The following is a 25608-nucleotide window of genomic DNA, read 5'->3' on the forward strand; positions in this document are numbered from 1 at the left end:
CCCTCCCCTCCGCCCCCCCCAGCCGTTCCCCCCTCGTAAAAACCTGCCCCGACGCCTCGCAAGCCCTGGACCCTATACCTAGGGCAGCAAGCCCATGCCTCCCCACCGAGGAACTCGGCCGCGCGAGCCGCCGCGCCAGCGCGCACCGCGGTGGCGCGCCGCGCCGCACCCTCACGCGCCCCGCCCCGCTCCGCTCCTCTGCAAACCCCTCGCCGCCGGAACGGCAACGGCGCCGCCGCGTGCGCGCCGCGCTTCCGCCGAAAAAGGCGCGCTCAGCCTAACCCCAACCCTTTCCTCTTCCCCCCCCCCCCCCCGCGCCCCGGTTCAGGCCATATCCTTGAGCTTCTCGACGGCCAGCTTGATCGCGGCCTTCTGGTCGTCGGCCACCTCGACCAGCGGCGCGCGCGGATAGATCGGCGCCCCGCCGAGCTGCAGGCTCAGCCCGTACTTCATCGCCGCGGGCGGCCCGCCCAGGCCCCGCACCGCCCGCTGGGCGTCGCGCAGCCGCGCCAGCGCCGGCTTGTAGTCCTGCTTGGCGTGGTAGGCGGCGAACACGTCGGCGCAGAGCTTCGTGAACACGTTGCCGTCGGCCAGGATCGCGCCCATGCCGTTGTCCAGCGCCCGCTCCAGGTTGCTGTTGGTGCCGGTCCGCATGTTGAGCTGCGGGAAGCTCTGCACGAACGCCGCGTAGCCCTCGGCGTTGCCGCTGGAGTCCTTGATCCCGGCCAGGTTCGGATACTGGCTGAGGCTCTTCAGCAGCTCGATCGAGATCGGCGCCTCGCTGGTCCCGGGGATATGGTAGAGGTTGATCGGGATCCGCACCTGGTCGAACAGCGCCGAATAGTAGCGCGTCAGCCCCTCGGTGGGCGGGTTGTTGAAGTAGAACGGCGGGATCACCAGCAGGCCGTCGGCGCCGTGGTCCTCGGCGTGCCGCGCCAGTTCCAGGGTCTCCGGGAAGTTCGACGTGCCCGGCCCGATGATGACGTTCAGGCCGTTCTTGTTCTTCAGCGCCGTCTCGGCGATCAGCTTGCGCTCGGCGACCGAGAACGAGGGGAACTCCCCGCTCGTGCCCAGCACCACCACCCCATCGGCGCCGTTGTGCTTCTGCCAGGCCAGGATGTCCCGGAACGCCCCCGCATCGAACTTCCCCGCCTTGTCGCAGGGCGTGATGGTGGCGGTCCAGAACAGCGTCTTGGTCGGGCTTCCGAGATCGGGGGCGGCCTTCGCCAGGCCCGGCCCCGCCAGCGCGGCTGCGGCCGTGGCCATGCCGGCCAGGCCCAGCGCATCCCTGCGCGTCGCGTCCATGTTTCCTCCCAGCCGGTCTGACGCCGGTCTCGGACAGAATTGCCGAATGCCGTACCGTGGCAACGAAAAACCGGCGCGGCGCCGGCCTTTGTCGTCGGCGTCAAAAAACCGACCAGCCCATCCGCGCCGCCAGCCGCTCCAGCGCCAGGGTCCCCACCTGCGAGTTGCCGACCGCGTTGAGCCCGGGCGACCACACCGCCACCGCCGCGCGTCCCGGCGCGATCAGCAGGATGCCGCCGCCCACGCCGCTCTTGCCCGGCAGCCCCACCTTGAAGGCGAAGTCGCCCGAGGCGTCGTAGTGGCCGCAGGTCAGCATGATGGCGTTGATCCGCCGCGCGTGCTCGGCCGAGACCACCTGTTCGCCGCTGATCGGGTCCTTCCCGCCGTTGGCCAGGAACAGCCCGGCCCGCGCCAGCTGGCGGCAGGTGATCCGAAGCGAGCACTGGTTGAAGTAGGTGGTCAGCACGTCGTCCACCGGGCCGTGGATGTTGCCGAACCCTTTCATGAAGTTGGCCAGGGCGAAGTTGCGGTAGCCGGTTTCCGCCTCGGAGGCGGCGACCTCCTTGTCCACGTCGATCGCGTCGGTCTCCGACAGCCGGCGCAGGGTGTCGCGGATGTCGGCGATCGCGACCTCGGGCGTGCGGCCGGCCAGCACGGCGTCGGTCACCACGATGGCGCCGGCGTTGATGAAGGGGTTGCGCGGCACCCCCTGCTCGGCCTCGAGCTGGACGATGGAGTTGAACCGCGATCCCGAGGGCTCGCGGCCCACCCGCGCCCACAGGCCCTCGCCCAAGCGCTCCAGCGCCAGCGTCAGGGTGAACACCTTCGAGATGCTCTGGATCGAGAACGGGACCCAGGCGTCGCCCGTCTCCACCGCCTCGCCGTCGCAGGTGATCGCCGCCAGGCCGAACCGGTTGGCGTCCACCCGCGCCAGGGCCGGGATGTAGTCGGCCACCTGGCCCTCGCCGCGGTGCGCCTGCATCTCGCGGCCCACGGCCGCCACGGCGTCGGCGAGGCTTTCGCTTGCGGACATGATCGGCCCCCGACGCCCCGCCGCCGGCGCAACCACGCGCCGCGTGACCGGTGCGCGCAGTCGTGCCTATGCTGCCGCCCCGGTCAAGATCGCCTTGCCGCCAACCCAGGGACTTCAGGAGCGCCGGTGGCCGACGACATCCCCGTCCAGGCGCGGTCCCAGGGGCCGGATCCGGGCGCCGAGCAGCGCCTGGACCGCTGGCTCGCCGGCTACCGCGCCCTGCCCGGCGCCGCCGACGAACTGTTCGGCCCCGATGGCCGCCCCCGCGATTGCTGGACGGCCTTCCTGCGCGAGCTGGCGGCCTATGGCGAGGGCGAGTCCTGGGCGCGGTTCGGCATGGCGGCGCGCCACATCCGCGATTCCGGCGCCTCCTACCGCATCTACGGCGAGGAGACCGAGCGCAGCTGGCCGCTCGATCCCCTGCCCCTGATCCTGGGCCGCGACGAGTGGGACGAGATCGCCGCCGGCGTCGCCCAGCGCGCCAACCTCATCGAGGCCGTCCTGCGCGACGTCTACGGCGAGGGCCGCCTCGCCGCCGAGGGCGTCCTGCCCGCCGCCGCCATCACCGGCAGCCCGGACTTCGTGCGTCCGATGCGCGACGTGCCGCCGCCGGGCGGCCGCTACATGACCCTCTACGCCGCCGACCTCGGCCGCGGCCCGGACGGGCGCTGGTGGGTGCTGGGCGACCGCACCCAGGCCCCGTCCGGCGCCGGCTACGCGCTGGAAAACCGCCTGGTGGTCAGCCGCGCCTTCCCCAACCTCTACAACGGCCTCAACATCCACCGCCTGGCGCCGTTCTTCGACGCCCTGCGGCGCGGGCTCTCGGCCGCGGCCGACCGAACCGATCCGCGCATCTGCCTGCTGACGCCGGGCCCCTACAGCCAGACCTATTTCGAACAGGCCCACCTCGCCCGCTACCTCGGCTTCCTGCTGGTCGAGGGCGACGACCTCGTGGCCCGCGAGGGCAAGGTCTACGTGCGCACCATCGCCGGCCTGAAGCGGGCCGACGTGATCCTGCGCCGCGTCGACGCCGACTTCCTCGATCCCCTGGAGTTGAACGCCGCCTCCCAGCTGGGCGTGCCCGGCATGCTGGAGGCCATCCGCGCCGGCGGCGTCACCGTGCTCAACATGCCGGGCGCCGGCGTCGCCGAGTCCCGCGCGCTGCTGGGCTTCCTGCCCTCGCTCTGCCAGCGCCTGCTGGGTGAGGACCTCAAGCTCCCCAACATCGCCACCTGGTGGTGCGGCCAGCCGCGCGAGCAGGCGCTGGTCGAGGGCGCGCTCGACGAGATGGTGGTGGCGCCGGCCTTCAACGGCGGCGCCGGCGGCGGGCTGCTCGCCGGGCCCCGCCTGTTCGCCGACCTGTCCCCCGACGAGCAGGCCCTGCTGCGCGCGCGCATGGCCGAGCGCCCCGGCGACTTCGTGGGCCAGGAGGTCGTGCGCCTGTCGACCATGCCGGTGCTGCGCGACGGCGCCCTGGAGCCCGCGCCCTTCACCCTGCGGGTCTTCGTCGCCGCCACCCCCGATGGCCTGCGGGTCATGCCCGGCGGCTTCTGCCGCACCCTCGACCGCGCCGACGTGCGGGCCATCTCCATGGGCGAGGGTGCGCGCACCACCGACGTCTGGGTGATGGACGACAAGCCCGTCGAACGGATGAGCCTGATCGCCAGCGGCGACGAGGTGCGCGTGCGCCGCATCCTGGGCCACCTGCCCAGCCGCGCGGCCGACAACCTCTTCTGGCTGGGCCGCTACCTGGAGCGCACCGAGGCCACCCTGCGGCTGGTCCGCGCCCTCTGCTCCAGCCTGATGGACTCCGAGTCCTCCCTGCACGGCCGCGGCGAGACCTTCGACGTCCTGCACCGCCTGCTCGTGGAATGGGGCGCCCTGTCGGCGCCGGCCAAGGGCCCCCGCGCGCTCGACGCGGCCCGCGACAGCCTGCACGACGCCGCCGCCTTCGGCTCGGTGATCCACCTCGCCCGCGCCGCCAAGCGCACCGCCTCGGGCATGCGCGAACGCCTCTCGGCCGACTTCTGGGGCCTGCTGGTCGAACTGGAGGCCGGTCTCACCGACGGCGCGGCCGAACTCTCCTCCGAGGCCGAGGCCCTGCAGCAGACCGAGGCGGCGCTGCGCCATCTGGCCGCCCTCTCCGGCCTCGCCCAGGAGAACATGAACCGCGTGGCAGGCTGGCGTTTCCTCGACATGGGCCGCCGCCTCGAACGGGCGGTCAACACCTGCCAGCTCGCCCGCATGCTGGCCCACGACGACGCCACCATCGACGACCTCGACCTGCTGCTCGACCTCAACGACAGCCAGATCACCTACCGCGCCCGCTACCTCGTGGGCCTGGCGCTCACCGCCGTGCGCGACCTCGTCATGCTCGACCCGTTCAACACCCGCTCGGTGGCCTTCCAGGTCGAGGCGCTGAAGGACCACCTCGCCGTCCTGCCCACCCTGCAGGAGGACGGCATCCCCGAGCCGCCGTCGCGCGTCCTGCTGCCCCTGGCCGCCGAGCTGGAGACCGAGGACGCCGCCGGCCTCGGCGCCGACAAGGTGCTGGCCTGGGAGGAGGCCCTGACGCGCGCCTCCAACGCCATCGCCGACCGCTTCTTCCTCCAGGGCGCCAACGCCGTCCCGACGGTCAAGCTCGTGGGTCTGGCGTGATCTACGACCTGCGCCACCGCACCACCTACAACTACCAGGACGAGGTCTCCTTCGCCCGCTGCGTCCTGCGCCTGACGCCCCGGGACTCCGCCACCCAGACCGTCCTGGAATCCTCTCTGACCGTCACGCCCGAGCCCTCGGCGCGCCGCGAACGCACCGGCCCCTTCGGCGCGCGCATCGTGACCGTCCGGGTCGACACGCCGCATCGCGAGCTGGTCATCGAGGCCCGCGCGCGCATCGACGTCCACGTCCCGCCGCCGCCCGACTTCGGCGCCAGCCTGCCCTGGGAGGCCGTCCGCGCCGCCGCCCTGATGACCCGCGACATCGGCCCCGAGGGCGCGGCCTCGTTCCTGTTCCCCACCCCGCGCACGCCGATCACCCCCCAGATCACCGACTACGCGCGGCAGAGCTTCCCGCCGGGCCGGCCGATCCTGGCCGCCGTCGCCGAGCTCAACGCCCGCATCCACGCCGACTTCCGCTACGACCCCGGCGCCACCGAGGTCTCCACCCCCGTGGCCCAGGCCTTCGCGGCCCGCCATGGGGTCTGCCAGGACTTCACCCAGATCATGATCGTGGGCCTGCGCGGCCTGGGCCTGCCGGCCGCCTACGTCAGCGGCTACCTGCGCACCATTCCGCCGCCGGGCCAGCCGCGGCTGGAGGGCGCCGACGCCACCCACGCCTGGGTCTCGGTCTGGTGCGGTGAGGCGACGGGCTGGGTGGGCTTCGACCCCACCAACGCCATCCTCGCCGACAACGACCACATCGCGCTGGCCGTGGGCCGCGACTACGCCGACGTCGCCCCCATCGACGGCGTCATCCTGGCCTCCGGCGCCCAGACCCTGAAGGTCGAGGTCGACGTCATCCCGCAGGAAGAACCCCCTCTCCCCCACGCGAAGCGAGAGGGGAGAGGGTAGGGAGAGGGGCGGCTACCCGCCGATCCGCCGCGCGATGTCCGGCATCACCTCGTCCAGCAGCGCCGCGCAGGCCCGATAGCCTTCCATCCCGTGTTCGTAGGGGTCGGGAACCCCGCCCCGGTCCGCATTGGCCACCAGCACCGTCGCCGGGCCCGATCCCAGTATGGCGCGAACCTGCCCGGCCTCCTCGTGGCCCACGCAGACGATCCATCGGTACTGGCCGAGGTCCAGGTCCCCGATCCAGCGACTGACATGGCCGCTCAGGTCGATGCCGCGCTCCTGCAGGCACGCGACCGAACGGTGATTGGCCGGCCGGCCCGCCAGCCCCGCCTGCACGCCGGCGCTTTCGACCTGGAAGCCCGCGCCCAACCGCTGCTGCAGCAGCGCCTGCATCATCGGGCTGCGGCTGATGTTGCCGACACAGACGCAGAGGACCTTCTCCATCCCCGGATCAAACCGCGCCGGCGCGAGGCGTCAACGTAGAGGATGGGTCGGAAAGGGGAGGTTCTGGGAACCCGCACCAGGCCAGTTGCGGGCTTTGGTAGCCCTGCGCAAACTGAACGCCATGGATGACCTGCGCACAAAGCTCATCGACACAACCGACCAGCGGAAGGCTGGCGCAGCGATGACGTTCTTCGAGGCGCGCATGAATGATGGTGCGACCCTTGCCGCCTTGGTCGAGATCGCGCTCGAGGGCGAGGATGCGGGCGATGCGCCCTGGGCGGCGGCGAATATCATCGCAGAATATCCCGCGACTCTCCTGAAACGCCACGAGGCCGAACTGCGCCTCATCGCAGCGGAGCAATGGGACTATCTGAACCGACCGGCGAAAGCCGCTCTAGCGAAGATTGACGCCAACTGACTGGCCGCCCGCGCCGACTTAGTGAGTCAATGTAGGTGAGAGGTCATCGCCTCGCTGGGCCGAGGCGGGCCTTGGACTTCACTCAGTCGACCGCCGCGAGTGACACCGACATCTCCAATGCCACCCTTGAATAGCGACACCTGGAGTTCCGGGCGGCTTCCGGCTTTAACTCGTCGAGGGCGTAGACAATGCTTGTGGCGAACCCGGGCCGAAAGAGCCGCCTGTCCTTAGGATTGTTCACATAGATCCCGAGCGACCGCACCGAGTCATCGTCGGCCCGAATCTCCACAGTGTTTGTCGGTCCCGCGTCGTCCTGGCCTGCTCGGTAGGCATGGATGATGACGCCGCTGACAAACTCCAGGGGCATCCTTCCATCGTTGATGCTCCTCCACCACTGCTCAGACCCGAACAGGCCCAGCGTACCCGCTAGTCCCATCTGAGGCTTGGAGCTGTTCCGCGTGAGGGCTTGCGCAAGAGCGACCTGCTCAGGATCGCCCTCCAGCTGCTTCGACAGCTCGAAGACCGTTCTCATCGGGCCGTATCTGGGATCTGGGTTTGGAAGCATGGTACCGCCCACGACGCCCCCCTACCCCACCAGCTCTTCGGCGAACTCGCCGCGCATGCAGTGGTTCGAGCTCATCGACGCGGCATAGCCGCCGGCGTTCAGCAGGGCGACGATATCCCCCTCGGCCATAGGCGGCATGGGGTGGTCGGCCGCCCAGACGTCGAGCGCCTCGTTGATGTTGCCGGCGACCGTCACCGGCGCCCATCGGCCCGCGTCCCAGTCGCGCGGCGCGCAGGCCACCGGCTCGCACGGCAGGCCGTAGTAGGCGGGCTCGGGCGCCAGGTTGAAGCCGCCGTCCACGCTCACGAAGGTCACGTCGCGCTTCACCTCGACGTCGGTGACCTGCAGCGCCAGCAGGCCCGCGTCCTTGACCACATAGTCCCCGGGCTCGACCGCCACGGTCACGTCGCGCCCCGCGAAGCGCCGCTTCAGCACGGCGGCCCAGCGCGCCAGGTCCAGGGCTGCGTCCGCCGGCCGGTGCGGCAGGCCCAGGCCGCCGCCCACGTTCACGGTCCGCACGTCGGGCAGGTCGTCGAGGAATGCGAGCCCCGCCGCGATCGCCGCCTCCCAGTCGCCGAGCTGGCCGTCGAGATAGCCGCAGCCCACGTGGAAGTGCAGCGAGGTGATGGAAAGCCCGTGGGCCCGCGCCGTGGCCAGCGCCTCGCCGAACTGCGCGCGATAGACGCCGAACTTGGTGGCCGCCTGGCCGGCATAGGTCAGCTTGTCGCTGTCGCCATAGCCCACGCCCCGCTCGGGGTTCACCCGCACGCCGATGGCCCGGCCCGGCGTGCGCTCGCCGATCCGCCGGATCATGCCGACGGAGTCGCAGTTGATGGTCAGCTCCGGGTGCGCCAGCAGCCTGTCGAGGTCGCGGTTGGCCACCGCCGTGCCCGTGAAGCTCACGTCGCGCGCGGCGAAGCCGCAGGCCAGCGCCCGCTCCAGCTCGGCCGGCGAGCAGACGTCGATCCCGTTCAGTCCCCACCACGCCATCGCCTCCAGCAGGGGGACGAAGCGGTTGGCCTTCATCGCGTAGTAGAGCCGCGTCGGCCGGCCGGTCTGGCCAAGGGCGCCCGTCAGCCGCGCGAGGTTCGCCCGCACCCGCGCGGCGCTGTAGAGGAACAAGGGCCCGTCCGCCGCCTGCGCCCGCGCCGCCACGTCCACGCCCGCCAGATGCAGCCGCCCATCCTGGAAATCGAGATCGTCTCGCGCCCACCAGAACCCCGGCTGAGGCGCCGGCGCGGGCCGGGCGCTCACGAGCCTTCGCCCCACGAGGCTTCCCCCAGGGCCAGCCACTCGCGTCCCTCGGCGTTCACCGGCTCGGCCCGGCCGGTGATCCAGCGGCGGCAGTGCGGCGCGCCGCAGTGGCAGGCGAATTGGCGGTAGAGCCGGTCCTCGGTCGCGGCGTAGTCAATGGTCAAGAGGCCGCCCGCGCGGACGTCCTCCAGCGCCACCAGTTCGAACGTCGCCATGTCCAGCCGGCAGTTCGGCGCGCAGCTGTGCAGCAGGAAGCCGATGAAGCGGGTGTTGGAGATGTGCGCGTCCGGCCCGACCTGCAGCGTGTGCAGCAGCAGCTCCGGCCCGATGTCGCCGGTGAAGCGGTGGATCACCTCGCCGGCCCGCCGCGCGACGAGGGTCTCGACGCCCAACCCACGCTCGGGGTTGGCGTGGCAGACGCGTAATCCCTCTTCGCGGTCTTCGAGAGGCTGGGCTGCGGGATCGTCGTGGCGCAGCTCGCTACCGGCCGACATGTTCAGGGTCCTGTTCTGGAGGGCTTCGAGGCTTGTCCATAGGTCTTTACGAACCACAAACGGTTTCGGCCGTCCGCGCGCTCGTAGCGCACGCTGTCCATCAGTTCGCGCACGAGATGGATCCCCAGCCCGCCGATGGCGCGATCCTCCACGGAAAGCGCGGTGTCGGGCGCCGGCGCGTCGATCGGGTTGAAGGCCAATCCGTCGTCCACGATCTCCATCGCCACCTCGCCCGGGCCGACGCGGACGTCGATCTCCACGCGAGGGGGTGATTCGGCGTCGCCGCCGTGGTTCAGGATGTTGCTGATCACCTCGTCGGCCGCGACCATGACCGCCGACACCGCCGCCTGCGGCGCGCCACGGTCCGCGAGGTGCGATTCGAGCGCATCGAGCGCCGCGGGGAAGTCGCTCCGGGCGTTGAGCGTGCGGGAAAAATCCGAATCCATCTCGCCGGAGCCCCGGGGCTGCGCCGCCACCCGACGCCGGAGCTTAATCGAGTGGAACGATATCACAATCGCCCCGATACTGGCCCCGGTTCGGGCCGACGGAGAAGGCGAGCGATGCAGATCACCGAGGAGACGCGGGACGGCGCCGTCGTGGTTTCGGCGTCGGGCCGGCTCGACAGCAACACCGCCGCCGCGCTCGAGGCGGTCCTGCCCGCCCGCGTCGAGGCCAACGCCGCCACCGTCCTCAGCCTCGCCGACGTGCCCTACGTCAGCTCCGCCGGCCTGCGCGTGCTGCTCATCGGGGCCAAGGCCGCCCGCGCCAAGGGCCACAGGCTGGTCCTGGCCGGACTCTCCGATTCGGTCCGCGAGGTCTTCGACGTCAGCGGCTTCACGGCCATCTTCGCGATCGAGCCCGACGTGGAGTCAGCCCTCGCCAGCCTCGGCTGAGCCCACAACCGCCACCGCGCCGTCGGCGCCCAGCAGCGCGTCGAGGTCCTCCGCGATCTCGGCCGGCCTGAGCCCGCCCGCCCGCGCGCCATAGGCCTGCGCGCGGCCCACGGCGTCCTCGTCCAGCAGCGCCAGCACCCCCGCGGCCGGAGCCGTTCCGTCGGCCCATGCTCGCCACGCCAGCCGCCGGACGGCGAACGCCCGCCGCCCGCGCGCGATCCAGCCCTCGACGTCGGAGTCTGGCGGACCGGCCTCGAAATAGCGGCGGGCGGCCAGGGCCCCGGCCAGCGCCCGCGCCGGCGTCACCCCCTCGCATTCGCCCAGCGCCACCAGTCCGGCCGCGGCCCGGTCGCAAAGGGCGTAGAAGGCGCCCGGCCCGGGTTCCCCCAGGATGCGCACGGCCACCCGCGCGCCGCCGGCCTCGGCGTCCAGGGGCGGGAACGCCTCGTCGCGCCAGGCGCGCGCGGCGGCGGCCTCGCCGCGGCGGCGGTCCCTGAGCGCCAGTTCGCGCCGTCCCCGCGCCTGCCGGGCCTCGACGCTCACCCGCATCAGCCGCACCGCCTCGGCTAGGTCCTGGGTCTCGCGGATGGCGAGGTCCTGCGGGTCGTCGGCGGCGCCGTCGCGGATCGCCGCGATCATCGCGCTGTCGCGGGCCAGCTCGCGGGTGATGCGGCGCGCGACCAGTCCGGCCAGCACCAGGCCCAGGAGGCCCGCGCCCGCCACCAGCGCCGCCACCAGCAGCCCTACCTGGGTCACCTGGGCCGCCAGCGGTTCGGCGTCGATCAGCGCCACGGCGTAGCGGCCGTCCGCGGCCGGCGCCACGGCGGGCGCCACGCGCCGGCCGTCGGCCGTCAGGCGCACCGGCAGGGCTGCCGCCGTCGTCGGCGGATCGAACCGTCCCGGCGGCGCCTCCGGCCCCGCGCCCGCGATGCGCCGCGCCCGGCCGTCGGCCCCTACCAGGTAGATCGCCTCCAGCCCCTCGATCTTGCCGACCGCCTTGCGCAGGGCCGCGTCGCGGCGCGGATCGGCCAGCGCCGCGGCGAGGTCGTCGTTCCCGGCGGCGAAGGCCGCGACCGTCACCGCGGCGGCCAGCGCCTGGTTCTCCAGCCCGTGCGCCGCCTCGCTCTTCTCCCAGGCGTAGAGCAGCGCCCCGTTCACCCCCGCCAGCAGCAGGAACAGGGGCACGATCATCATCAGGAAGATGCGGCGCACGCTCATGGACGGGCGAACTCCCTGAGGCCCACCACGAACTCGGGGCATTCGCGCGCGATGGTGAACACATGCGGCTTGGCGATCACCAGCGCGCCCAGCCCCTCCGGTCCCGCGGCGATGTCGGCGGGCGTCGCCAGCCCGAACAGCAGGCCTGGGGCGTCGAACACCGTGGGCGCCGCGGCGCCGGCGGCCAGCGCGCCGCCCTCCACCGTCACGAACAGCGTCTCCGCCACCGTCCCGGCCGCCGCGACCACCCGGCCGGGCTCGAAGTCGCGCCGCCGGGCGTGGCGCGCGATCAGCAGCAGCTCGGCGTCCTCCAGCCGGTCGAAGGGCGCCACGGCGCGCAGGGCGAACAGGCGACGGACAGTCTCGGCGCCGATCATGCCCCCGCCTCCCAGGCCGCGGCGGCGTCCGCCGATCCCGAGGCCCGCTCGGCGCGCCCGGATTTGCGGTCGACCGCCAGCACCGCACCGTGCTCGGCCAGCGCCAGGCCGCGCCAGCCGGCCGTGAGCTCGGGATCGGCCGCGAACCGCGCCGCGAGATCGACCATAGCCGCCCGCTCCAGCGCCGCCTCGGGACCGGCGTGCGGCGGCGGCGCCCAGATCACCCGCCTCGCCCCGTCGTCGGCCAGCGCCACCTCGCCCTCGCCGTCCAGCGCCGCGGCCAGGGTCTCGTGGTTGCGCGCCCGGTCGTGGGCCAGCGTCTCGGTCCAGGCGGCGCGCATCGAGCCCGTCAGGTGGGCCGCCAGGTCCGCCAGCGCCTCGCGCAGCCGCGCCACCTCGCGCGGCGCCTTCAGCGCCGTGGGCGGAGCGCGGTCGCCCACGGCGATCCGCAGGGCGTCGCCCTTCAGTCCCTCGATCGGCTGGGCCACCCAGCGCACGATCCAGATCGTCATGAGGGCGCTGGCCAGCAGCGAGGCCGCTCCGATCATGGCGCTGACGAACAGGGCGTTCTGCGTCGCCACCTGGATCACCGAGATGTTCACGTCGGCGCCCGCCGTGGCCGTGATCGCCCCGTCCGCGCCGCGCATCGGCGCCGCCGCCGTCTTCAAGAGGCCCCACTGCTCCTGGAACTCGATCGGCGAGATGTAGATCGTGCCGTCGGTCTGCGCGCGCCTCAGCCCGGTCCGGGTCGCCGCCGGCAGCTCGTCGGCCGCGCCGATGGACGAGTGCTCCTCCCCCTCGGTGCCGTCCAGCACGTAGAAGACGTCCTTCGGTCCGCCCAGCACCTGCGAATAGAGGTAGGTCAGTCCCAGCTCGCGCCGGATCCGCCGCAGCGGCTCGACGTTGCGCCGGTACTGCGGCGTCGCCTCCAGCGCCTCGGGATCGGCGTCGGGCTTCACCGCCTGCGCGATCAGCCAGTCGTGGTCGGCCGGGTCGATCAGGGCGCCGGTCAGCGCGCTCGTCGTCACCAGCTTGCGCGAGAAGCCGTCCAGGATCGTGTCGTAGAGCCGGCTGTAGACCAGGGCGCCCAGCGCGATGGCGATCACCACGATGGCCGGCGTGAAGGTCCGCCAGAGCAGCGTCTGTATCGGGATCCCCTCACGCATAGGCGCGCGTGTCCGTGGCCTTGAGCAGCGTCAGGGCGAGGTCGGGATAGCGCGCCGCGGCTTCGTCGATGTCGGGACCGGCCAGGCACAGCGTCCGGCCCTTTACCGCAAGCTCGATGGCCCGCCGCCCGGCCTCGGGGCGCACGCGTTCGGCAAGCGTGGTCAGCGCGTCGATCGAGGCGGCGGCGAACTCGGGCCGCGCGCGCAGCTCCGCCACCACGTCCACCAGCGTCACGGCGGCCTCGCCGTCCAGGTCCAGCAGCGCCGCGACGCTCTCGCGCGCCGAGGCTGGCAGGTCGCGCGCGAGCGCCGGCCGCAACGCCGCGGCGAGGCCGGCCGGCGGCGTCCGCTCGGCCAGCGCCTGGGCCGCGGCCGCGACCTCGAAGCCGCGCCCGGAGGCCAGCGCCTCCTCCAGCAGCGGGATCAGGTCGACCGCGCCGCCCGCCGCGCCCGCCCGGCCCGCGCGCCGGTTGATCAACGGGTCCAGCCGCCGCCAGGTGGCGTGGGGCAGGCCGCTGGCGATGGCCTCCACCGCATTGCCCCGCACCTTGGGGTTGGCCGAGTGCAGCGAGACGATCAGCAGGTCGAAGTCAGGCAGGAAGCCGCCGATGGCCAGCAGCTCCAGCACGAAGTCCACCGCCTCGCCGATCCGCCCCCGGTAGGCGTGGGCCAGCAGCTCCAGCGCGGGCGAGCCTTCCGCCTGGGCCTCGAACATCCGGGCGGTGGCCAGCCGTCGGGCGGTGGCGTCCAGCTCCTCGCTCACCAGCCGGTCCAGCTGCGACAGGAACTGCGCGTACGACAGATCGGCCAGCGCCCGGGCGGCGATCGAGCGGGCCCGGTACGACGCCTGGCTGTTGGCGAGCGCCTGCGCCAGCCGCGGGATGGCGGGCTCGCCCAGCCCCGCCAGCATCGCCTCGGTGGCGCGCAGCTCGCGCGGGCTGAGCTGGGCCGCCGCCGCCAGCACCTGCGGGATCGCATCCACGTCGCCGATCACGCCCAGCAGCGACAGGGCGACCGCCCGGCTCTCGCGGTCCATCGCCGGCAGGCCCGCCACCAGCGGCGGCACGAGGCCGATGTCCCCGCGCCCGGCCACGCTGACCAGCGCCTGCAGCGCGGCCCGGCGCGCCGCGGGCGAAGGGTCCTCCAGCTTGGCCGCGAAGGCCTCGGTGGCGGGCGAGAGTTCGGCGTCGGGGTCGGCCGGACGCGCCGCCAGCGGCGGCCGGGCGTGCAGCAGGGCCCGCGCCGCCGCCGCCACGCCCGAGTCGGCCTCCTGGGTCTTCTGGCGCAGCAGCTCGCTCGCCGCCGGATCGAACGCCGGCGCCGCCACCGAGCGATCGGCGAAGTTCAGCCAGCCGCGGCGCATGTTGTCGGCCATGGCGCCCGGGTAGAAGTGCCGCAGCGCCGTCGCCAGGGCGATCAGCGCGGCGCCCAGCAGCACGCCCACGCCCGACAGCTCCCGCAGGTCCATGTGCCTGGCGAAGAGCAGCAGGAAGCCGCCGGCCAGCAGGCTGGCCATCGGCTCGCACAGCCCCTCCACGATCGTGCGGAACGGCCGCTTCACCGCCGAGGGCGCGGCGTTGAACAGCAGGTTCTGGTTGTTGTACTCGATCGAGGTGAGCACGCCGTGATAGGCGAAGAACGCCGCCAGCGCCGCCGCCGTCCCGCCCACCAGGAAGAAGTAGCCGAAGGCCGCGAAGTAGGTCAGCGGCAGGATCAGGGCCACGTTGCGCACCCCGATCCGCGTCACCAGCCGGTTGAAGACGAACAGGCAGACCAGAAGGTTGAAGACGCTGGCCGCGGCGTAGAGCCGGCCGAACAGGCTCGCCAGCTCGGCCTCGCTGCGCCCCTTCTGCAGCACGGTGGCGTACTGGAACTCCGCCAGGTTGGTCAGCAGCAGGGTGACGAACAGCATCGCCGCCAGCATCAGGGCGTAGCGCGAGGTGCGGAACGTCCGCGCCACCAGCGCCAGCTGCTTCAGCACCCCGCCTTCGTCGTCGTCCAGGTCGGCGTCCGAATCGGCGATCCGCCGCCACCGCCGGCGCAGCACGATCGCCATCGGCGCCGTCGCCACCGCCACGCCCGCCCAGACCAGCAGGAAGGCCCGCGTCGGGATCGTCTCGGAGAACACGCTGACCACCCCGGCGCCCAGGCTCATCCCCAGGGCGCAGAAGGCCGAGAACAGCGGGAACAGCCGCTTGGCGTCCTGGATGTCGAAATAGGCGTCGGTGAAGTTCCAGAACAGCGAGTAGAGCGCGATGTACCAGACCGCCAGGTACAGCTTCAGCGCGTAGTAGAAGAGGTGGTCCATCGCCGGCGGCAGACCCGCCGACAGCAGGGCCCAGCCCGCCACGCCGCCCAGGGCCAGCAGCCCCAGGGTCACGTCCACCACCCGGTCCATCGAGAAGCGGACCAGCAGGAACGAGAACGCCGCGGTGTAGATCAGCATCACCGGCGGGGTGAGCACGAAGATGACCGGCAGCTTGTCCGAGCCCACGTGGGCCAGGAACGCCGCGTCCCCGGCCGCGAAACCCACGCCAAGGCCGGCCTGCAGCAGCAGGCCGAAGAGGCCGAACTGGACGAGCTTGGGCCACTCGCCGGCTTCGACCCGCAAGATCCGGTTCAACAGGATCTGCCCGCCCTCCCCTGCAATCTTCTGGTGTAGGCCCCTCATGCCGGGAAAGACCGACGGCCACGTTAACGCGGGTCACATCCCTTTCGATAGACTAGGTTGGAATCCCGGACGGAGGCAGGCGCCCGCGCGCGATGGACGACGTTGGAGAAGACTTCGCCGCGCGGCCCCGCCGCTTCGGCCTCAAGCTTCAGCTCCTGCTGCTGCTCTTCGTGCTGAGCCTGACGTCGGCCGTCGCCTATTCGGCGGTGCTCTACAACATCGACCGGCACGACATCATTTCCGGCATCGACGGGCGGCTGCGCACCGCCGCCGAGGCCGTCCGCGAGATCGTGCCCGACGGCTATCATCGCCGCATCCAAGACGCCGACTCGATCCCGCCGGAGGAATTCGCCGCGCTCCAGGACCGCCTCTCGCGCTTCGCCGAGCGGGCCGACCTCGTCTACGTCTACACCTACATGCGCTTCGGGAACGAGATCCGCACGGCCTCCACCAGCGCCACCCCGCGCGAGGTCGCCGAGCACAGCGAAACGCCGTTCTTCGCCCTCTACGACACCGCCCCGGACCGCCTGCGCCGCTCGTTCGACGACCACAAGGTCCGCTTCGACGAATACGAGGACTCGTTCGGCCGCTTCCGCTCGATCTACGTCCCCGCCCGCGCCAAGGACGGGCGCACCTATGTCCTGGGCGCCGACATCGCCCTGGGCGTCGTGCAGGACAAGCTGGTCCAGGCGCTGAAGACCTCCATCGCGGTGGGGGCGGCCATGTTCGCGCTGTCCATGGCGCTGGGCTGGCTGCTGGTCGACCGCATCGTCCAGCCGCTCACCCGGCTCACCACCTTCACCCGCAACATGGGCCAGCGGAACTTCCAGCCTGACGAGACCGAGACCGCCGCCATGCGCGCCATCAGCCGCAAGCGCGCCGACGAGGTGGGCAGCCTCGCCGAGGCCATGTCGGCCATGATCGCGCGGCTCCAGCGCTATCTCGTGGAGATGGAGGCCGCCACCGCGGCGCGCGAGCGGGTGGAAGGCGAACTGTCGGCCGCCCGCGACATCCAGGTGGGCCTGCTCCCGCGCGAGTTCCCGCCCTTCCCGGGCCGGGGCGAGATCGACGTCTTCGCCATGCTGGAATCGGCCCGCGAGGTCGGCGGCGACCTCTACGACTACCACCTGATCGACCGGAACCGGCTGTTCTTCGTGGTCGGCGACGTGTCGGGCAAGGGCGTGCCGGCCGCCCTGTTCATGGCCATGACCACCACCCTCTTCAAGGCGCACGCCGGGTCGTCCGTCACCACCGGCGAGATCATGGCCCGGGTGAACCTGGAGCTTACCCGAGACAACGCCGCCGAGATGTTCGTCACCGCCATCTGCGGCGTGCTCGACCTGCGCACCGGCGAGGTCGAATACAGCGACGGCGGCCACGAGGCGCCCTTCGTCCGCCGCGCCGGCGGCGCCATCGAGCGCCTGCCGAAGCAGCGCGGCATGGCGCTGGGCGTCTTCGACGACGCGGCCTTCGAGACCGCCCGCTTCCAGCTCGCGCCCGGCGACGCGCTGGTCCTGTTCACCGACGGCGTGTCGGAAGCCACCAACGCCGAGGACGCCCTCTTCACCAACCAGCGCATCGAGGCCGCCCTCGCCGCCGCCGAGGCCGAGGCCTCGGCCCAGGCCATCGCCCAGGGCCTGGCCGCCGACGTCCGCGTCTTCGTGGGCGCCGTCCCCCAGTCGGACGACATCGCCATCCTCGTGGTCAGGTACGAGGGAGCCTGACCCCGCTCATCCCGGCGGAGGGGGAGGCAGCTACCCCAGCTTCACCGGCGGCCGGTCCCGGCCGTGCATCTTGCGCAGGTAGAGGCGCATGGTCTCGATCTCGGCCTTCAGGGTCTCCGGCGGCGTCGGCTGGGCCTTCACGGCGGCGGCGATCAGCGGGTCCTGCTCCACCTCCCACGGCAGGAAGTCGAACGCCGCCTCGGCGTCGTGCATCCAGATGATCGGATAGGGCCGGCCGAACATCACCCCCTTCAGCGGCTCGCGCCCCATCAGGTACAGCGCGCAGCGCCCGGCGTTCTCCGCCGCCAGCACCAGCTCCAGAATGTCCAGCGACAGCGCCATGCTGGCCGGCCGCGAGAACTTCGAGACCCGGAAGCCCAGGTCGATGTCGGGCCCGATGTAGTCGAGGTGCGCCCCGTCGCCGTTCGACAGCTCCGGCACCTCGATCTCGATGTTGGGCCCGGCGAAGTCGGCCAGCCACGCCGTCGCCTTGAGCCGCAGCGGCAGGGCCTCGAAATGGCGGTCCTCATAGGCCTTCATCGTCCGCAGGAGCGCCACCAGGATCGCGGTCAGCTCCTCGGCGCTGGCGGGCTCGGCGGTGAAGATCACCTCGTCGCCCATCACCTTCCACACCGCGATGGCCGGGTTGGCGTCGGGGTCGTCCAGGAACTCCAGCCCCACCCGCCCGGCGAACATCAGCGGGAAGTTGGCGAAGAAGGTCTGGAAGATGTCGAGCCAGCCGCCCGAGCCCTGGCCCGTGAACCGCGCCTTGAACTCGGTCGAGCCCGCCATGTCGACGGACAGGAATAGTCGAAGCATGGCCGCCCAATCCCCTGCTGGCCATGTCGGCTATACAGGAGCCCACCGGCCCCAGCCACCCGCGCGCGACGCGCGTCGTCCGATCAGCCGCCGGTCGCGCCGGCCTCGATCGTCCCGTGGATGGTCTGGCCGTTCGGCAACGGCTTCGCCGGGCTGACCATCACCCGCTGGGCGTCGAAGTACAGGCAGTTGCCCGGATAGAGCGTCGCGCGATAGCCGCCCCAGGCGACGGTGACCGGCACGTCCTCGACGGCGCGCTGATCGACGCCGGCGTTGCGGGGCAGGCAGAGCCGGACGTCGCGCGGGCTCGAATAGCGCACGACCTCGCGGGCGTCCTCGGTGTTGAGATAGAATTCGCCGGGGTCGGCCAGACGCTGGCCATAGCGGACCACCGGGTCGGTCACCTGGGCGGCGGCGGTTCCGGCCAGGCCTGCGGCGGCGGCCGTGGCGAACAGGGTTGAGACGATCCGTCCCCTCATGGGCGGCTCCCTTTGCAGCTTTCGTTCGGAATGGCTGTGGAAGACGCTCGCCGCCGCCTGGTTGCATCGCCGCCCATGGCGAGGCGTTCAAATCCTGGTGTGATCCGTCCGGCCGTCGACGCAGGTCGACTGTCGCAAAACCGCGCCCTCCACTTCACAGGCGCGTCACGGACTCAGGTCATACGCCACCCTGCCCGGACAAGAGACACAAGAAGACATTGGGCTGCACTGAACAACGCGTCGCCTGAGCGTCGGCGATAACGCCAGCCACGGGCCCGCATGTCCTGGAGCGGCGTGAGATGTACTTGGAACCTGTTGCCCAGCCTCCCGCGATTGCCGCACCCGCTGATGGCGGCGCCGGCGCCGCCCCCGTCCTGAAGGCCTCGATCCCCTCGGGCCCGCTGCAGACGGCCGAGATCAGCGTCCTCACCTACAACGTCAAGGGCCTGCCCTGGCCCATCGCCTTCGGCCGCGGCAAGGCGCTGAAGCGGATCGGCCGCGAGCTGGCCGAGATGCGCCGCGAGGGCCGCCAGCCCGACGTCGTCCTGCTGCAGGAGGGCTTCCGGGGCGAGATCGCCGACCTCGTCCGCGAGAGCGGCTACCGCTACTGGGCCCAGGGCCCGGACCGCTTCGACGCCGCCGCCCCCGCCGAGGGGCCCGGCGCCCCGCCCGGCCTGGGCGCGCCCAAGTTCACCGGCAGCGGCCTGCACATCCTCTCCGACGCGCCCATCCTCGACGTCGAGGCCATCGCCTACCGCAGCTGCGCCGGCATCGACTGCATGGCCAACAAGGGCGCGATGATGGCCCGCGTCGCCGCCGCCGGCCTGCCGGTGGCCCTCGACGTCGTCAACACGCACATGAACGCCCGCCACGCCTCGCGCGCGCCGCCCGCCGAGGCCCGCGAGGCCCACAACGAGCAGACCCGCGAGCTGATCGCCTTCATCGAGGCCAACCGCCGCGACGGCGCGCCCATGCTGGTGGGCGGCGACTTCAACGTGAAGAACGCCCCCGAGCGCTACTACTTCGATGCCCTGAAGCGCCCCTACACCGTGGTCAGCGAGTTCTGCAGCCGCGACGGCTCGGGCTGCGGGGCGGGGGCGGCCGACGCGGTCGCCGAGCCCTGGCTGCGCTCGCAGGACCTGCAGGCCTTCGCCCCCGGCGGCGTGCGCGTGCGCCCGGTCGAGGTCGAGACCCTGTTCGACGCCCGCGGCAAGCGCCTCTCCGATCACGAGGGCTACCTCGTCCGCTACCGCCTGAGCTGGTCGGCCGCCACCCTCGCCGCCGCCCGCCTGGCCCCCGGCGTCGAGGTGACGCCCAAGCTCGGCAAGTCCCTCGGCTTCAAGGTCTCCTGGACGCGGTGATTCGCCGGTTAGCCCCGCCGCCCGTCTAGGCGTCGCAGGACCTGACCGCGTGGGCCACGTGGAACGAGCCCGAGTGCGAGAGCACGATCCAGTCGCCGGTGTGGGCGATCACCAGGCCGTCGGGGGTGCGCACCTGGATGGCGCTGGCCTCGGCCACGGCGCGCGCGTCCTCGCCCAGCCACTGCCAGAGCACGGCCCAGTTCTTCCGGTCGTTCGCCGGCGGCACCCGCAGGGCGGCGCCGTGGTCGAAGGGTGGGTGAAGCTGGTAGACGTGCATGGTCTTCGCAAACTCGTCGGACGGAACCGCCGCAGTTGCGCGGTGCTTCGGTCACCAAGACCTTAACCGCGCCCTGCAATCGGAAGGCGCGTCGGTTGCAGCGGATCGCCTTGCGGCTGAAAAAGCTTTGCAATTCCAAAACAAGGTTCTTTATTCGACAACCGGTACTTGCGGGGTCGGACGGGGACACCCGCGCAAAGGAGGTTTGTTATGGCGGAGGTGTCGACCAAGGCGCCTGATCCGATGGACATCGCGTTGGGGGCCGCGGTGCGTATTCGGCGACGGACGATCGGGATGTCGCAGGAGGCGCTGGCCGAACAGTGCGGGGTCAGTTTCCAGCAGATTCAGAAGTACGAAAACGGCGCCAACCGCATCTCGTTCTCGCGTCTGGTCCAGATTTCGCGCGCCCTGCGCTGCCGCGTGACCGACCTGATGGACGTCTTCGACGGGGCCGACAAGGAAACCGCCGAGGATCTCGACCTGCTCACCCGCATGCGCACGCCGGGCGCGCTGGAGCTGCTCTCGGCCTACGAACGGCTGCCGCCCGACGTGCGGCTCTCGCTGGTCAATCTGGTGCGCACCTTGACCGCCCAGCAGCAGCCGGCGGCCTCGAAGCAGACCGTCCCGGCCTGACCGCGCCTCAGTCGGCGGCCAGGGCCTTGTCGATCAGGGCCTTGGCCTCGGGGCCCGACCAGTCGGCCTCGCCCGCCACGCGCGCGACCTCCAGGCCGTCGCGGCCGTAGATCACCGTGGTCGGCGCGCCGGCCGCGCCGATCTTGAACGGCAGCTTCATCTCCCGGTCGTGGTAGAAGTCGAGCGGCCCGTTCTGGGCGATGAACAGCCGCGCGTTGGCCGCCGCCTCGGGCGTGTCGATGCTGATCGGCACCACCGCCACCGGCTTGCCCTTGAACTCCGCCGCCAGCTTGGCCAGCGTCGGCATCTCGATCTTGCAGGGCGCGCACCAGGTGGCCCAGACGTTCATCACCACCACCTTGCCCTTCAGGTCGGCGATCTTCATCGCCTTGCCGCTGGCGTCGTAGAACACGTAGTCCGGCGGCGGCGTCGGGGCCTTGGGCGTGACGAGCTTGGCGGCGAAGTCGCTCTTGGGCGCGGCGGCGGCCTCTTCGGTATGCACCACGGGCGCCGGCTTGGTGGAAGCCTGGACGATGATGTAGAGAACCGCCGCGACGCCGGCCAAGGCGGCGCACACGAGCGCCCAGGCCAGAACGTTGCGCCGGGGCTTCACGGACGCCTGCGGACCTTCACTCATATGACCGACGACTCCTCTGATCCGCCCGCCTCGGCCGCACCTGCGGGCCAGGCCATGTGGGGCGGCCGTTTCTCGGGGAAGCCGGCCGAACTGATGCAGGCGATCAACGTCTCCATCGGCTTCGACAAGCGGCTTGCGGCGCAGGACCTGGCCGGGTCGCGGGCGCACGCGGCGATGTTGCGCACTGTCGGCGTGATTTCAAGCGAGGACGAGGCCGCCATCCAGGACGGTCTGTCGCGGATCGAGGCCGAGATCGCCGCCGGGACCTTCCCGTTCCGTGACGAGTTCGAGGATATCCACATGAACGTGGAGGCCCGGCTGCGCGAGCTGATCGGGCCCGCCGCCGGCCGCCTGCACACCGCCCGCTCGCGCAACGACCAGGTGGCGCTCGACTTCCGCCTGTGGGTGCGTGACGCCTGCGACCGCACCGTGGGCCAGCTCCAGGCGCTCCAGCGCGCGCTGGTCGCCCAGGCCGAGGCCCACGCCGACGCGGTCATGCCGGGCTTCACCCACCTCCAGCCCGCCCAGCCGGTCACCTTCGGCCACCACATGATGGCCTATGTGGAGATGTTCGGCCGCGATGCCGCCCGCTTCGCCGACGCCCGGGCGCGGATGAACGAGAGCCCGCTGGGCGCCGCCGCCCTGGCCGGCTCGCCCTTCCCGATCGACCGCCACATGACGGCCAAGGCGCTGGGCTTCGACCGCCCCACCGCCAACTCGCTCGACAGCGTCGCCGACCGCGACTTCGCGCTCGAGGCCCTGGCCGCCGCCGCCATCTGCGGCGCCCACCTCTCGCGCCTGGCCGAAGAGATCGTGATCTGGATGACGCCGCAGTTCGGCTTCGTGAAGCTCTCCGACGCCTTCACCACCGGCTCGTCGATCATGCCGCAGAAGAAAAACCCCGACGCGGCCGAACTCATCCGCGCCAAGGTCGGCCGCCTGCTGGGGTCGTTCACCCAGCTCACGGTGGTCATGAAGGGCCTGCCGCTGACCTATTCGAAGGACATGCAGGAGGACAAGGTCCCCACCTTCGAGGCCTTCGACGCCCTGGAGCTCTCCCTGCTGGCCATGGCCGGCATGGTCGCCGACATGCGGCCCAATGCCGAAGCCATGAAGGCCGCCGCCGGCGCCGGCTTCTCCACCGCCACCGACCTCGCCGACTGGCTGGTGCGCGAGCTGGGGATCCCCTTCCGCGACGCCCACCACGTCACCGGCGCGGCCGTGAAGCGCGCCGAGGAACTGGGCGTCGACCTGCCCGGCCTTCCCCTCGCCGAGCTGAAGGCCCTGGACAACCGCATCACCGACGCCATCTTCGGCGTGCTCACGCCGCAGGCCTCCGCCGCCAGCCGCCGGAGCTATGGCGGCGCGGCCCCCGAGCAGGTCCGCGCCCAGATCGCGCGTTGGAAGGAGATCCTGGCATGAGCCGTCGCGTCCGCAGCCAACGCCGAGGCCTTGCCGCTTCCACGCCGTCATCCTCGCCCTTGTGGCGAGGATCCCTCGATCGGCCGCACGGCCGGTTCGAGACCGGCGCGCGCCGTGCGGCTTCGAGAGGGATCCCAGGCACAAGGCCTGGGATGACGGATGAAACCTTCCCCGCCTTGCGGCGCCTGGCTGTCCTCGGCGCGGCCTTCGCCGCCGCCGCCGCCCTTTCCGGCTGCGGCAAGGTGGGCCAGCTCGAACGCCCCGGCCCGATGTTCGGCCACGCGCCCGCGCCGACCGACGCCGACGCCCCGCCGCCGCCCGATCCCAACCGGCCGGTGAAGACGGTCGACCCGCGCGACCGCTCCGACGACGCCGCGCCCACCCTCACGGCGCCCGACCAGCCGCAATGAACCACTTCGAGCTGCGGGGCGGCGAGCTCCACTGCGAGGGCGTTTCCCTGCGCGCCATCGCCGAGGCCGTCGGCACGCCCGTCTACGTCTATTCCACCGCCACGCTCGAGCGGCACTACACCGTCCTGCGCGACGCCCTGGCCGCCGCCGGCCTCAAGGCCCCGCTGATCGCCTATGCGGTCAAGGCCAACTCCAACGTGGCCGTCCTGCGCACCCTGGGCGACCTGGGCGCCGGCGCCGACACCGTCTCCGAGGGCGAGATCCGCCGCGCGCTGGCCGCCGGCATCCCGCCGCAGCGCATCGTCTTCTCCGGCGTCGGCAAGACCGAGGCCGAGATCGCCTTCGCCGTCGATACGGGCGTGGCCGAGATCAACGTGGAGTCCGAGCCCGAGCTGCACGTCGTCAGCCGTATCGCCCACGCCCGCGGCAAGCGCGCCGACATCGCCATCCGGGTGAACCCCGACATCGCCGCCGGCGGCCACGCCAAGATCTCCACCGGCAAGTCCGACAACAAGTTCGGCGTCAGCTTCTCGGAAGCCGAGCGCCTCTACGCCAACGCCGCCAACATGGCCGGCGTGCGCCCCGTGGGCGTCGCCTGCCACATCGGCAGCCAGATCGTCGACCTGGCCCCCATGGAGGCCGCCTTCGCCAAGATGCGCGGCCTGGTCGAGCGCATCCGCGCCGAGGGCCTGCCCCTCCAGCGCCTCGACCTCGGCGGCGGCCTGGGCGCGCCCTATTTCGACCAGCCCGAGCCCCCCTCGCCCGCCGACTACGCCGCCATGATCGCCCGCGCCATGGCCGGCCTCGACATCGAGCTGGCCTTCGAGCCCGGCCGCATGATCGCCGCCAACGCCGGCGTCCTGCTGGCCCGCGTCATCCACGTGCACCAGCGCCCCGAGGGCCGCCGCTTCCTGGTGCTCGACGCGGCCATGAACGACCTCATGCGCCCGGCCATGTACGACGCCTTCCACGACATCCGCCCGGTCGTCCCACGCCCCGCCGACGGCGCCGGGTCAGACAAGCCCTACGACGTGGTCGGCCCCATCTGCGAGACCGGCGACACCTTCACCCGCGACCGCGCCCTGCCGCCGCTCGGCCCCGGCGACCTCGTCGCCTTCATGACCGCCGGCGCCTACGGCGCCGCCATGGCCAGCGAGTACAACTCCCGCCCCCTCGTCCCCGAGGTGCTGGTCAAGGGCGACCGGTGGGCCGTCGTCCGCCCCAGGCCCACCTACGAGGAAATGCTGGCGCGGGAAGCCGCCCCGCCCTGGCAGCAATAGCCGCCACCCCCTCTCCCCCCGCGAAGCGGAGAGGGAGAGGCCGGGAGAGGGGCGCCGCCGGGCGTGGCGCGCCGCCGTGTGGTTGGCTAGGCTCCGATCGTCAGGGAAGGATCGTCCATGAACAGGCTCCGCAGCGCGGCGCTCGCCGTCGTCATCGCCGTCGGCGCATGCGGCGCCGCCGTGGCGCAGGCGCCCGGCCCGCCGCCCGCCGACCCCGGCCCGCCGCTCAGCGGCTATCCGCGAAACGCGCTTCGGCCGCCCACGCCCGCGGAACTGAAGACGGCGACCTATGTCCGCGACGTCATCTACGGCCACCGCGACGGCATGGCGCTCACCTACGACGTCTTCAAGCCGGTGAAGAACGCCAACGGCGCGCTCGTGGTCAACATGGTGTCCGCCGGCTGGCGGTCGTCATGGGCCCCGCCGGAAGAGCGCCAGGCCCGCTATCAGGCCCTGATCGACAAGGGCTTCACCGTGGTCGCGCTCTACCATTCCTCGGCGCCGCGCTTCCAGGTGCCCGACGCGGTCGCCGACGTGCGGCTCGGGATGCGCCACATCAAGCTGCACGCCGCCGACTACGGCGCCGATCCCGCGCGCATCGGCGTGTGGGGCGCGAGCGCCGGCGGCCATCTGGCCCTCGTCGCCGGCATGATGGCCGACGACGGCGACCCCGCCGCCGCCAACCCCCTGGAGCGCCTGGGCAACCGCGTCGCGGCCGTCGTCGCCTACTTCCCGCCCACCGACCTGGCCATCCTGCTGCGGGGCCTCCCCAAGGCCGGCCCCATCGCCTTCGACGACAAGCTGATGGCCTCGGTCTCGCCCATCCACAGCGTCGACGCCAGCGATCCGCCGACCCTGATACTGCACGGCGACGCCGACCGGGGCGTGCCGCCCGCGCAGAGCGAGGCCATGCACGCGGCCCTCGACAGCGCCGGGGTCGAAAACCGGCTGACGATGTTCCCGGGGGCCGACCACGACTTCTATGTCAAAGGCGACCCGGCCAGGACCGACGCCTACGCCACCCAGGCCATGGCCGCGATGGTCGCCTGGTTCGAAAGCCACGTCGGCAAGTCGTCCGCCAGCGCCCGTTCCGAGGACTGAGGCGGGCCAGCAAGACGAGCACCAGGACACCCGGGGCGGCCGTCGCTCGCGCGGC

At 72.1% G+C, this 25608-nt stretch carries 26 protein-coding genes; 11 read left to right on the plus strand and 15 right to left on the minus strand.

What is annotated here, in order from left to right; translation table 11 throughout:
• Positions 1-324 precede the first annotated feature (324 nt).
• Both GC203_RS21425 and GC203_RS21430 read right to left on the minus strand, forming a co-directional pair.
• A complete protein-coding gene (locus GC203_RS21425) occupies positions 325-1305 on the minus strand; it encodes a dihydrodipicolinate synthase family protein (protein WP_293458704.1) in 981 nt (326 codons plus the stop codon).
• A 100-nt stretch (positions 1306-1405) separates the two neighbouring features.
• On the minus strand, positions 1406-2338 hold the full coding sequence (locus GC203_RS21430; RefSeq protein ID WP_293458706.1) for a glutaminase: 933 nt from the start codon (positions 2336-2338) through the stop codon (positions 1406-1408).
• 126 nt (positions 2339-2464) lie between these two features.
• On the opposite strand from GC203_RS21430, the gene GC203_RS21435 reads away from it, so the two are divergent.
• A complete protein-coding gene (locus tag GC203_RS21435; RefSeq protein WP_293458707.1) occupies positions 2465-4996 on the plus strand; it encodes a circularly permuted type 2 ATP-grasp protein in 2532 nt (843 codons plus the stop codon).
• A complete protein-coding gene (locus GC203_RS21440; RefSeq protein WP_293458709.1) occupies positions 4993-5910 on the plus strand; it encodes a transglutaminase family protein in 918 nt (305 codons plus the stop codon). Before GC203_RS21435 ends, GC203_RS21440 begins: the two co-directional genes overlap by 4 nt.
• A gap of 12 nt (positions 5911-5922) precedes the next feature.
• Here the strand turns inward: GC203_RS21440 and GC203_RS21445 are convergent, their stop codons facing one another.
• Positions 5923-6354, minus strand: a complete 432-nt coding sequence (locus GC203_RS21445) for a low molecular weight phosphatase family protein (RefSeq protein WP_293458711.1) — start codon at positions 6352-6354, stop codon at positions 5923-5925.
• Positions 6355-6475: 121 nt separating this feature from the next.
• Here GC203_RS21445 and GC203_RS21450 point away from each other — a divergent pair, with 121 nt between their 5' ends.
• Positions 6476-6772, plus strand: coding sequence for a hypothetical protein (locus GC203_RS21450; RefSeq protein ID WP_293458713.1), 297 nt, complete (start codon positions 6476-6478; stop codon positions 6770-6772).
• Positions 6773-6854: 82 nt separating this feature from the next.
• Here the strand turns inward: GC203_RS21450 and GC203_RS21455 are convergent, their stop codons facing one another.
• The 4 genes from GC203_RS21455 to GC203_RS21470 are packed head-to-tail and all read right to left on the minus strand — an operon-like array spanning position 6855 to position 9531.
• On the minus strand, positions 6855-7304 hold the full coding sequence (locus tag GC203_RS21455) for a hypothetical protein (protein ID WP_293458714.1): 450 nt from the start codon (positions 7302-7304) through the stop codon (positions 6855-6857).
• A 54-nt stretch (positions 7305-7358) separates the two neighbouring features.
• Positions 7359-8591, minus strand: coding sequence for a diaminopimelate decarboxylase (locus GC203_RS21460; protein ID WP_293458716.1), 1233 nt, complete (start codon positions 8589-8591; stop codon positions 7359-7361).
• Positions 8588-9085, minus strand: a complete 498-nt coding sequence (locus GC203_RS21465; RefSeq protein ID WP_293458718.1) for an SET domain-containing protein-lysine N-methyltransferase — start codon at positions 9083-9085, stop codon at positions 8588-8590. Before GC203_RS21465 ends, GC203_RS21460 begins: the two co-directional genes overlap by 4 nt.
• A 2-nt stretch (positions 9086-9087) precedes the next feature.
• On the minus strand, positions 9088-9531 hold the full coding sequence (locus GC203_RS21470; protein ID WP_293458720.1) for an ATP-binding protein: 444 nt from the start codon (positions 9529-9531) through the stop codon (positions 9088-9090).
• Between the two features lie 114 nt (positions 9532-9645).
• Here GC203_RS21470 and GC203_RS21475 point away from each other — a divergent pair, with 114 nt between their 5' ends.
• Positions 9646-9978, plus strand: a complete 333-nt coding sequence (locus tag GC203_RS21475) for an STAS domain-containing protein (RefSeq protein ID WP_293458722.1) — start codon at positions 9646-9648, stop codon at positions 9976-9978.
• On the opposite strand, the gene GC203_RS21480 is transcribed toward GC203_RS21475, so the two are convergent.
• From GC203_RS21480 to GC203_RS21495, 4 genes are read right to left on the minus strand one after another with little or no spacing between them, the layout of a single operon-like run.
• Complete coding sequence (locus GC203_RS21480; RefSeq protein ID WP_293458724.1) at positions 9955-11196, minus strand: hypothetical protein; 1242 nt, start codon at positions 11194-11196, stop codon at positions 9955-9957. The two genes, GC203_RS21475 and GC203_RS21480, sit on opposite strands and share 24 nt — an antisense overlap.
• Positions 11193-11573 carry a hypothetical protein gene (locus tag GC203_RS21485; RefSeq protein ID WP_293458725.1) on the minus strand — a complete coding sequence of 127 codons (381 nt, stop codon included), beginning with the start codon at positions 11571-11573 and terminating at the stop codon, positions 11193-11195. Before GC203_RS21485 ends, GC203_RS21480 begins: the two co-directional genes overlap by 4 nt.
• Complete coding sequence (locus GC203_RS21490) at positions 11570-12739, minus strand: hypothetical protein (protein ID WP_293458727.1); 1170 nt, start codon at positions 12737-12739, stop codon at positions 11570-11572. Before GC203_RS21490 ends, GC203_RS21485 begins: the two co-directional genes overlap by 4 nt.
• Positions 12732-15362, minus strand: coding sequence for a hypothetical protein (locus GC203_RS21495; RefSeq protein ID WP_293458729.1), 2631 nt, complete (start codon positions 15360-15362; stop codon positions 12732-12734). The genes GC203_RS21490 and GC203_RS21495 overlap by 8 nt, the downstream gene beginning before the upstream one ends.
• 140 nt (positions 15363-15502) lie before the next feature.
• Here GC203_RS21495 and GC203_RS21500 point away from each other — a divergent pair, with 140 nt between their 5' ends.
• A complete protein-coding gene (locus tag GC203_RS21500; RefSeq protein ID WP_293458731.1) occupies positions 15503-17134 on the plus strand; it encodes a SpoIIE family protein phosphatase in 1632 nt (543 codons plus the stop codon).
• A gap of 30 nt (positions 17135-17164) precedes the next feature.
• Here GC203_RS21500 and GC203_RS21505 read toward each other — a convergent pair whose 3' ends face one another.
• Together GC203_RS21505 and GC203_RS21510 are read right to left on the minus strand one after the other, a co-directional pair.
• Positions 17165-17953, minus strand: coding sequence for a hypothetical protein (locus GC203_RS21505; RefSeq protein WP_293458733.1), 789 nt, complete (start codon positions 17951-17953; stop codon positions 17165-17167).
• Positions 17954-18036: 83 nt separating this feature from the next.
• On the minus strand, positions 18037-18432 hold the full coding sequence (locus tag GC203_RS21510; protein WP_293458734.1) for a hypothetical protein: 396 nt from the start codon (positions 18430-18432) through the stop codon (positions 18037-18039).
• 305 nt (positions 18433-18737) lie between these two features.
• Here GC203_RS21510 and GC203_RS21515 point away from each other — a divergent pair, with 305 nt between their 5' ends.
• Positions 18738-19793: an endonuclease/exonuclease/phosphatase family protein gene (locus GC203_RS21515; protein WP_293458736.1), complete on the plus strand. Its 1056-nt coding sequence runs from the start codon at positions 18738-18740 to the stop codon at positions 19791-19793.
• A 25-nt stretch (positions 19794-19818) separates the two neighbouring features.
• On the opposite strand, the gene GC203_RS21520 is transcribed toward GC203_RS21515, so the two are convergent.
• Positions 19819-20070 (minus strand): hypothetical protein, encoded by a 252-nt coding sequence (locus GC203_RS21520; protein ID WP_293458738.1) that lies wholly within the window; start codon positions 20068-20070, stop codon positions 19819-19821.
• 210 nt (positions 20071-20280) lie between these two features.
• Here GC203_RS21520 and GC203_RS21525 point away from each other — a divergent pair, with 210 nt between their 5' ends.
• Entirely contained in the window at positions 20281-20703 is a 423-nt protein-coding gene (locus tag GC203_RS21525) for a helix-turn-helix domain-containing protein (RefSeq protein WP_293458739.1), read from the plus strand.
• A gap of 7 nt (positions 20704-20710) precedes the next feature.
• Here GC203_RS21525 and GC203_RS21530 read toward each other — a convergent pair whose 3' ends face one another.
• Positions 20711-21340, minus strand: coding sequence for a TlpA disulfide reductase family protein (locus tag GC203_RS21530; RefSeq protein ID WP_293458741.1), 630 nt, complete (start codon positions 21338-21340; stop codon positions 20711-20713).
• On the opposite strand from GC203_RS21530, the gene argH reads away from it, so the two are divergent.
• The 4 genes from argH to GC203_RS21550 all read left to right on the plus strand — a co-directional run bounded on the left by argH (position 21341) and on the right by GC203_RS21550 (position 25553).
• Positions 21341-22762 carry an argininosuccinate lyase gene (gene argH, locus GC203_RS21535; RefSeq protein ID WP_293458743.1) on the plus strand — a complete coding sequence of 474 codons (1422 nt, stop codon included), beginning with the start codon at positions 21341-21343 and terminating at the stop codon, positions 22760-22762.
• A 152-nt stretch (positions 22763-22914) separates the two neighbouring features.
• Positions 22915-23172, plus strand: a complete 258-nt coding sequence (locus GC203_RS21540; RefSeq protein WP_293458745.1) for a hypothetical protein — start codon at positions 22915-22917, stop codon at positions 23170-23172.
• Positions 23169-24452: a diaminopimelate decarboxylase gene (lysA, locus tag GC203_RS21545; protein WP_293458747.1), complete on the plus strand. Its 1284-nt coding sequence runs from the start codon at positions 23169-23171 to the stop codon at positions 24450-24452. The genes GC203_RS21540 and lysA overlap by 4 nt, the downstream gene beginning before the upstream one ends.
• A 117-nt stretch (positions 24453-24569) precedes the next feature.
• Entirely contained in the window at positions 24570-25553 is a 984-nt protein-coding gene (locus tag GC203_RS21550; protein ID WP_293458748.1) for an alpha/beta hydrolase, read from the plus strand.
• The last annotated feature ends 55 nt before the right edge of the window (positions 25554-25608 follow it).

This window comes from Phenylobacterium sp., from assembly GCF_016124325.1.
Classification (GTDB): Bacteria; Pseudomonadota; Alphaproteobacteria; order Caulobacterales; family Caulobacteraceae; genus Phenylobacterium.

Coding starts and splice junctions, on each gene's coding strand:
- GC203_RS21485 (WP_293458725.1), bottom strand. CDS start 11,573: ATGATCGGCGCCGAGACTGTCCGTCGCCTGTTCGCCCTGCGCGCCGTG.
- argH (WP_293458743.1), top strand. CDS start 21,341: ATGACCGACGACTCCTCTGATCCGCCCGCCTCGGCCGCACCTGCGGGC.
- GC203_RS21470 (WP_293458720.1), bottom strand. CDS start 9,531: ATGGATTCGGATTTTTCCCGCACGCTCAACGCCCGGAGCGACTTCCCC.
- GC203_RS21505 (WP_293458733.1), bottom strand. CDS start 17,953: ATGCTTCGACTATTCCTGTCCGTCGACATGGCGGGCTCGACCGAGTTC.
- GC203_RS21520 (WP_293458738.1), bottom strand. CDS start 20,070: ATGCACGTCTACCAGCTTCACCCACCCTTCGACCACGGCGCCGCCCTG.
- GC203_RS21430 (WP_293458706.1), bottom strand. CDS start 2,338: ATGTCCGCAAGCGAAAGCCTCGCCGACGCCGTGGCGGCCGTGGGCCGC.
- lysA (WP_293458747.1), top strand. CDS start 23,169: ATGAACCACTTCGAGCTGCGGGGCGGCGAGCTCCACTGCGAGGGCGTT.
- GC203_RS21510 (WP_293458734.1), bottom strand. CDS start 18,432: ATGAGGGGACGGATCGTCTCAACCCTGTTCGCCACGGCCGCCGCCGCA.
- GC203_RS21540 (WP_293458745.1), top strand. CDS start 22,915: ATGACGGATGAAACCTTCCCCGCCTTGCGGCGCCTGGCTGTCCTCGGC.
- GC203_RS21550 (WP_293458748.1), top strand. CDS start 24,570: ATGAACAGGCTCCGCAGCGCGGCGCTCGCCGTCGTCATCGCCGTCGGC.
- GC203_RS21475 (WP_293458722.1), top strand. CDS start 9,646: ATGCAGATCACCGAGGAGACGCGGGACGGCGCCGTCGTGGTTTCGGCG.
- GC203_RS21500 (WP_293458731.1), top strand. CDS start 15,503: ATGGACGACGTTGGAGAAGACTTCGCCGCGCGGCCCCGCCGCTTCGGC.
- GC203_RS21465 (WP_293458718.1), bottom strand. CDS start 9,085: ATGTCGGCCGGTAGCGAGCTGCGCCACGACGATCCCGCAGCCCAGCCT.
- GC203_RS21445 (WP_293458711.1), bottom strand. CDS start 6,354: ATGGAGAAGGTCCTCTGCGTCTGTGTCGGCAACATCAGCCGCAGCCCG.
- GC203_RS21530 (WP_293458741.1), bottom strand. CDS start 21,340: ATGAGTGAAGGTCCGCAGGCGTCCGTGAAGCCCCGGCGCAACGTTCTG.
- GC203_RS21455 (WP_293458714.1), bottom strand. CDS start 7,304: ATGAGAACGGTCTTCGAGCTGTCGAAGCAGCTGGAGGGCGATCCTGAG.
- GC203_RS21450 (WP_293458713.1), top strand. CDS start 6,476: ATGGATGACCTGCGCACAAAGCTCATCGACACAACCGACCAGCGGAAG.
- GC203_RS21525 (WP_293458739.1), top strand. CDS start 20,281: ATGGCGGAGGTGTCGACCAAGGCGCCTGATCCGATGGACATCGCGTTG.
- GC203_RS21480 (WP_293458724.1), bottom strand. CDS start 11,196: ATGAGCGTGCGCCGCATCTTCCTGATGATGATCGTGCCCCTGTTCCTG.
- GC203_RS21490 (WP_293458727.1), bottom strand. CDS start 12,739: ATGCGTGAGGGGATCCCGATACAGACGCTGCTCTGGCGGACCTTCACG.
- GC203_RS21425 (WP_293458704.1), bottom strand. CDS start 1,305: ATGGACGCGACGCGCAGGGATGCGCTGGGCCTGGCCGGCATGGCCACG.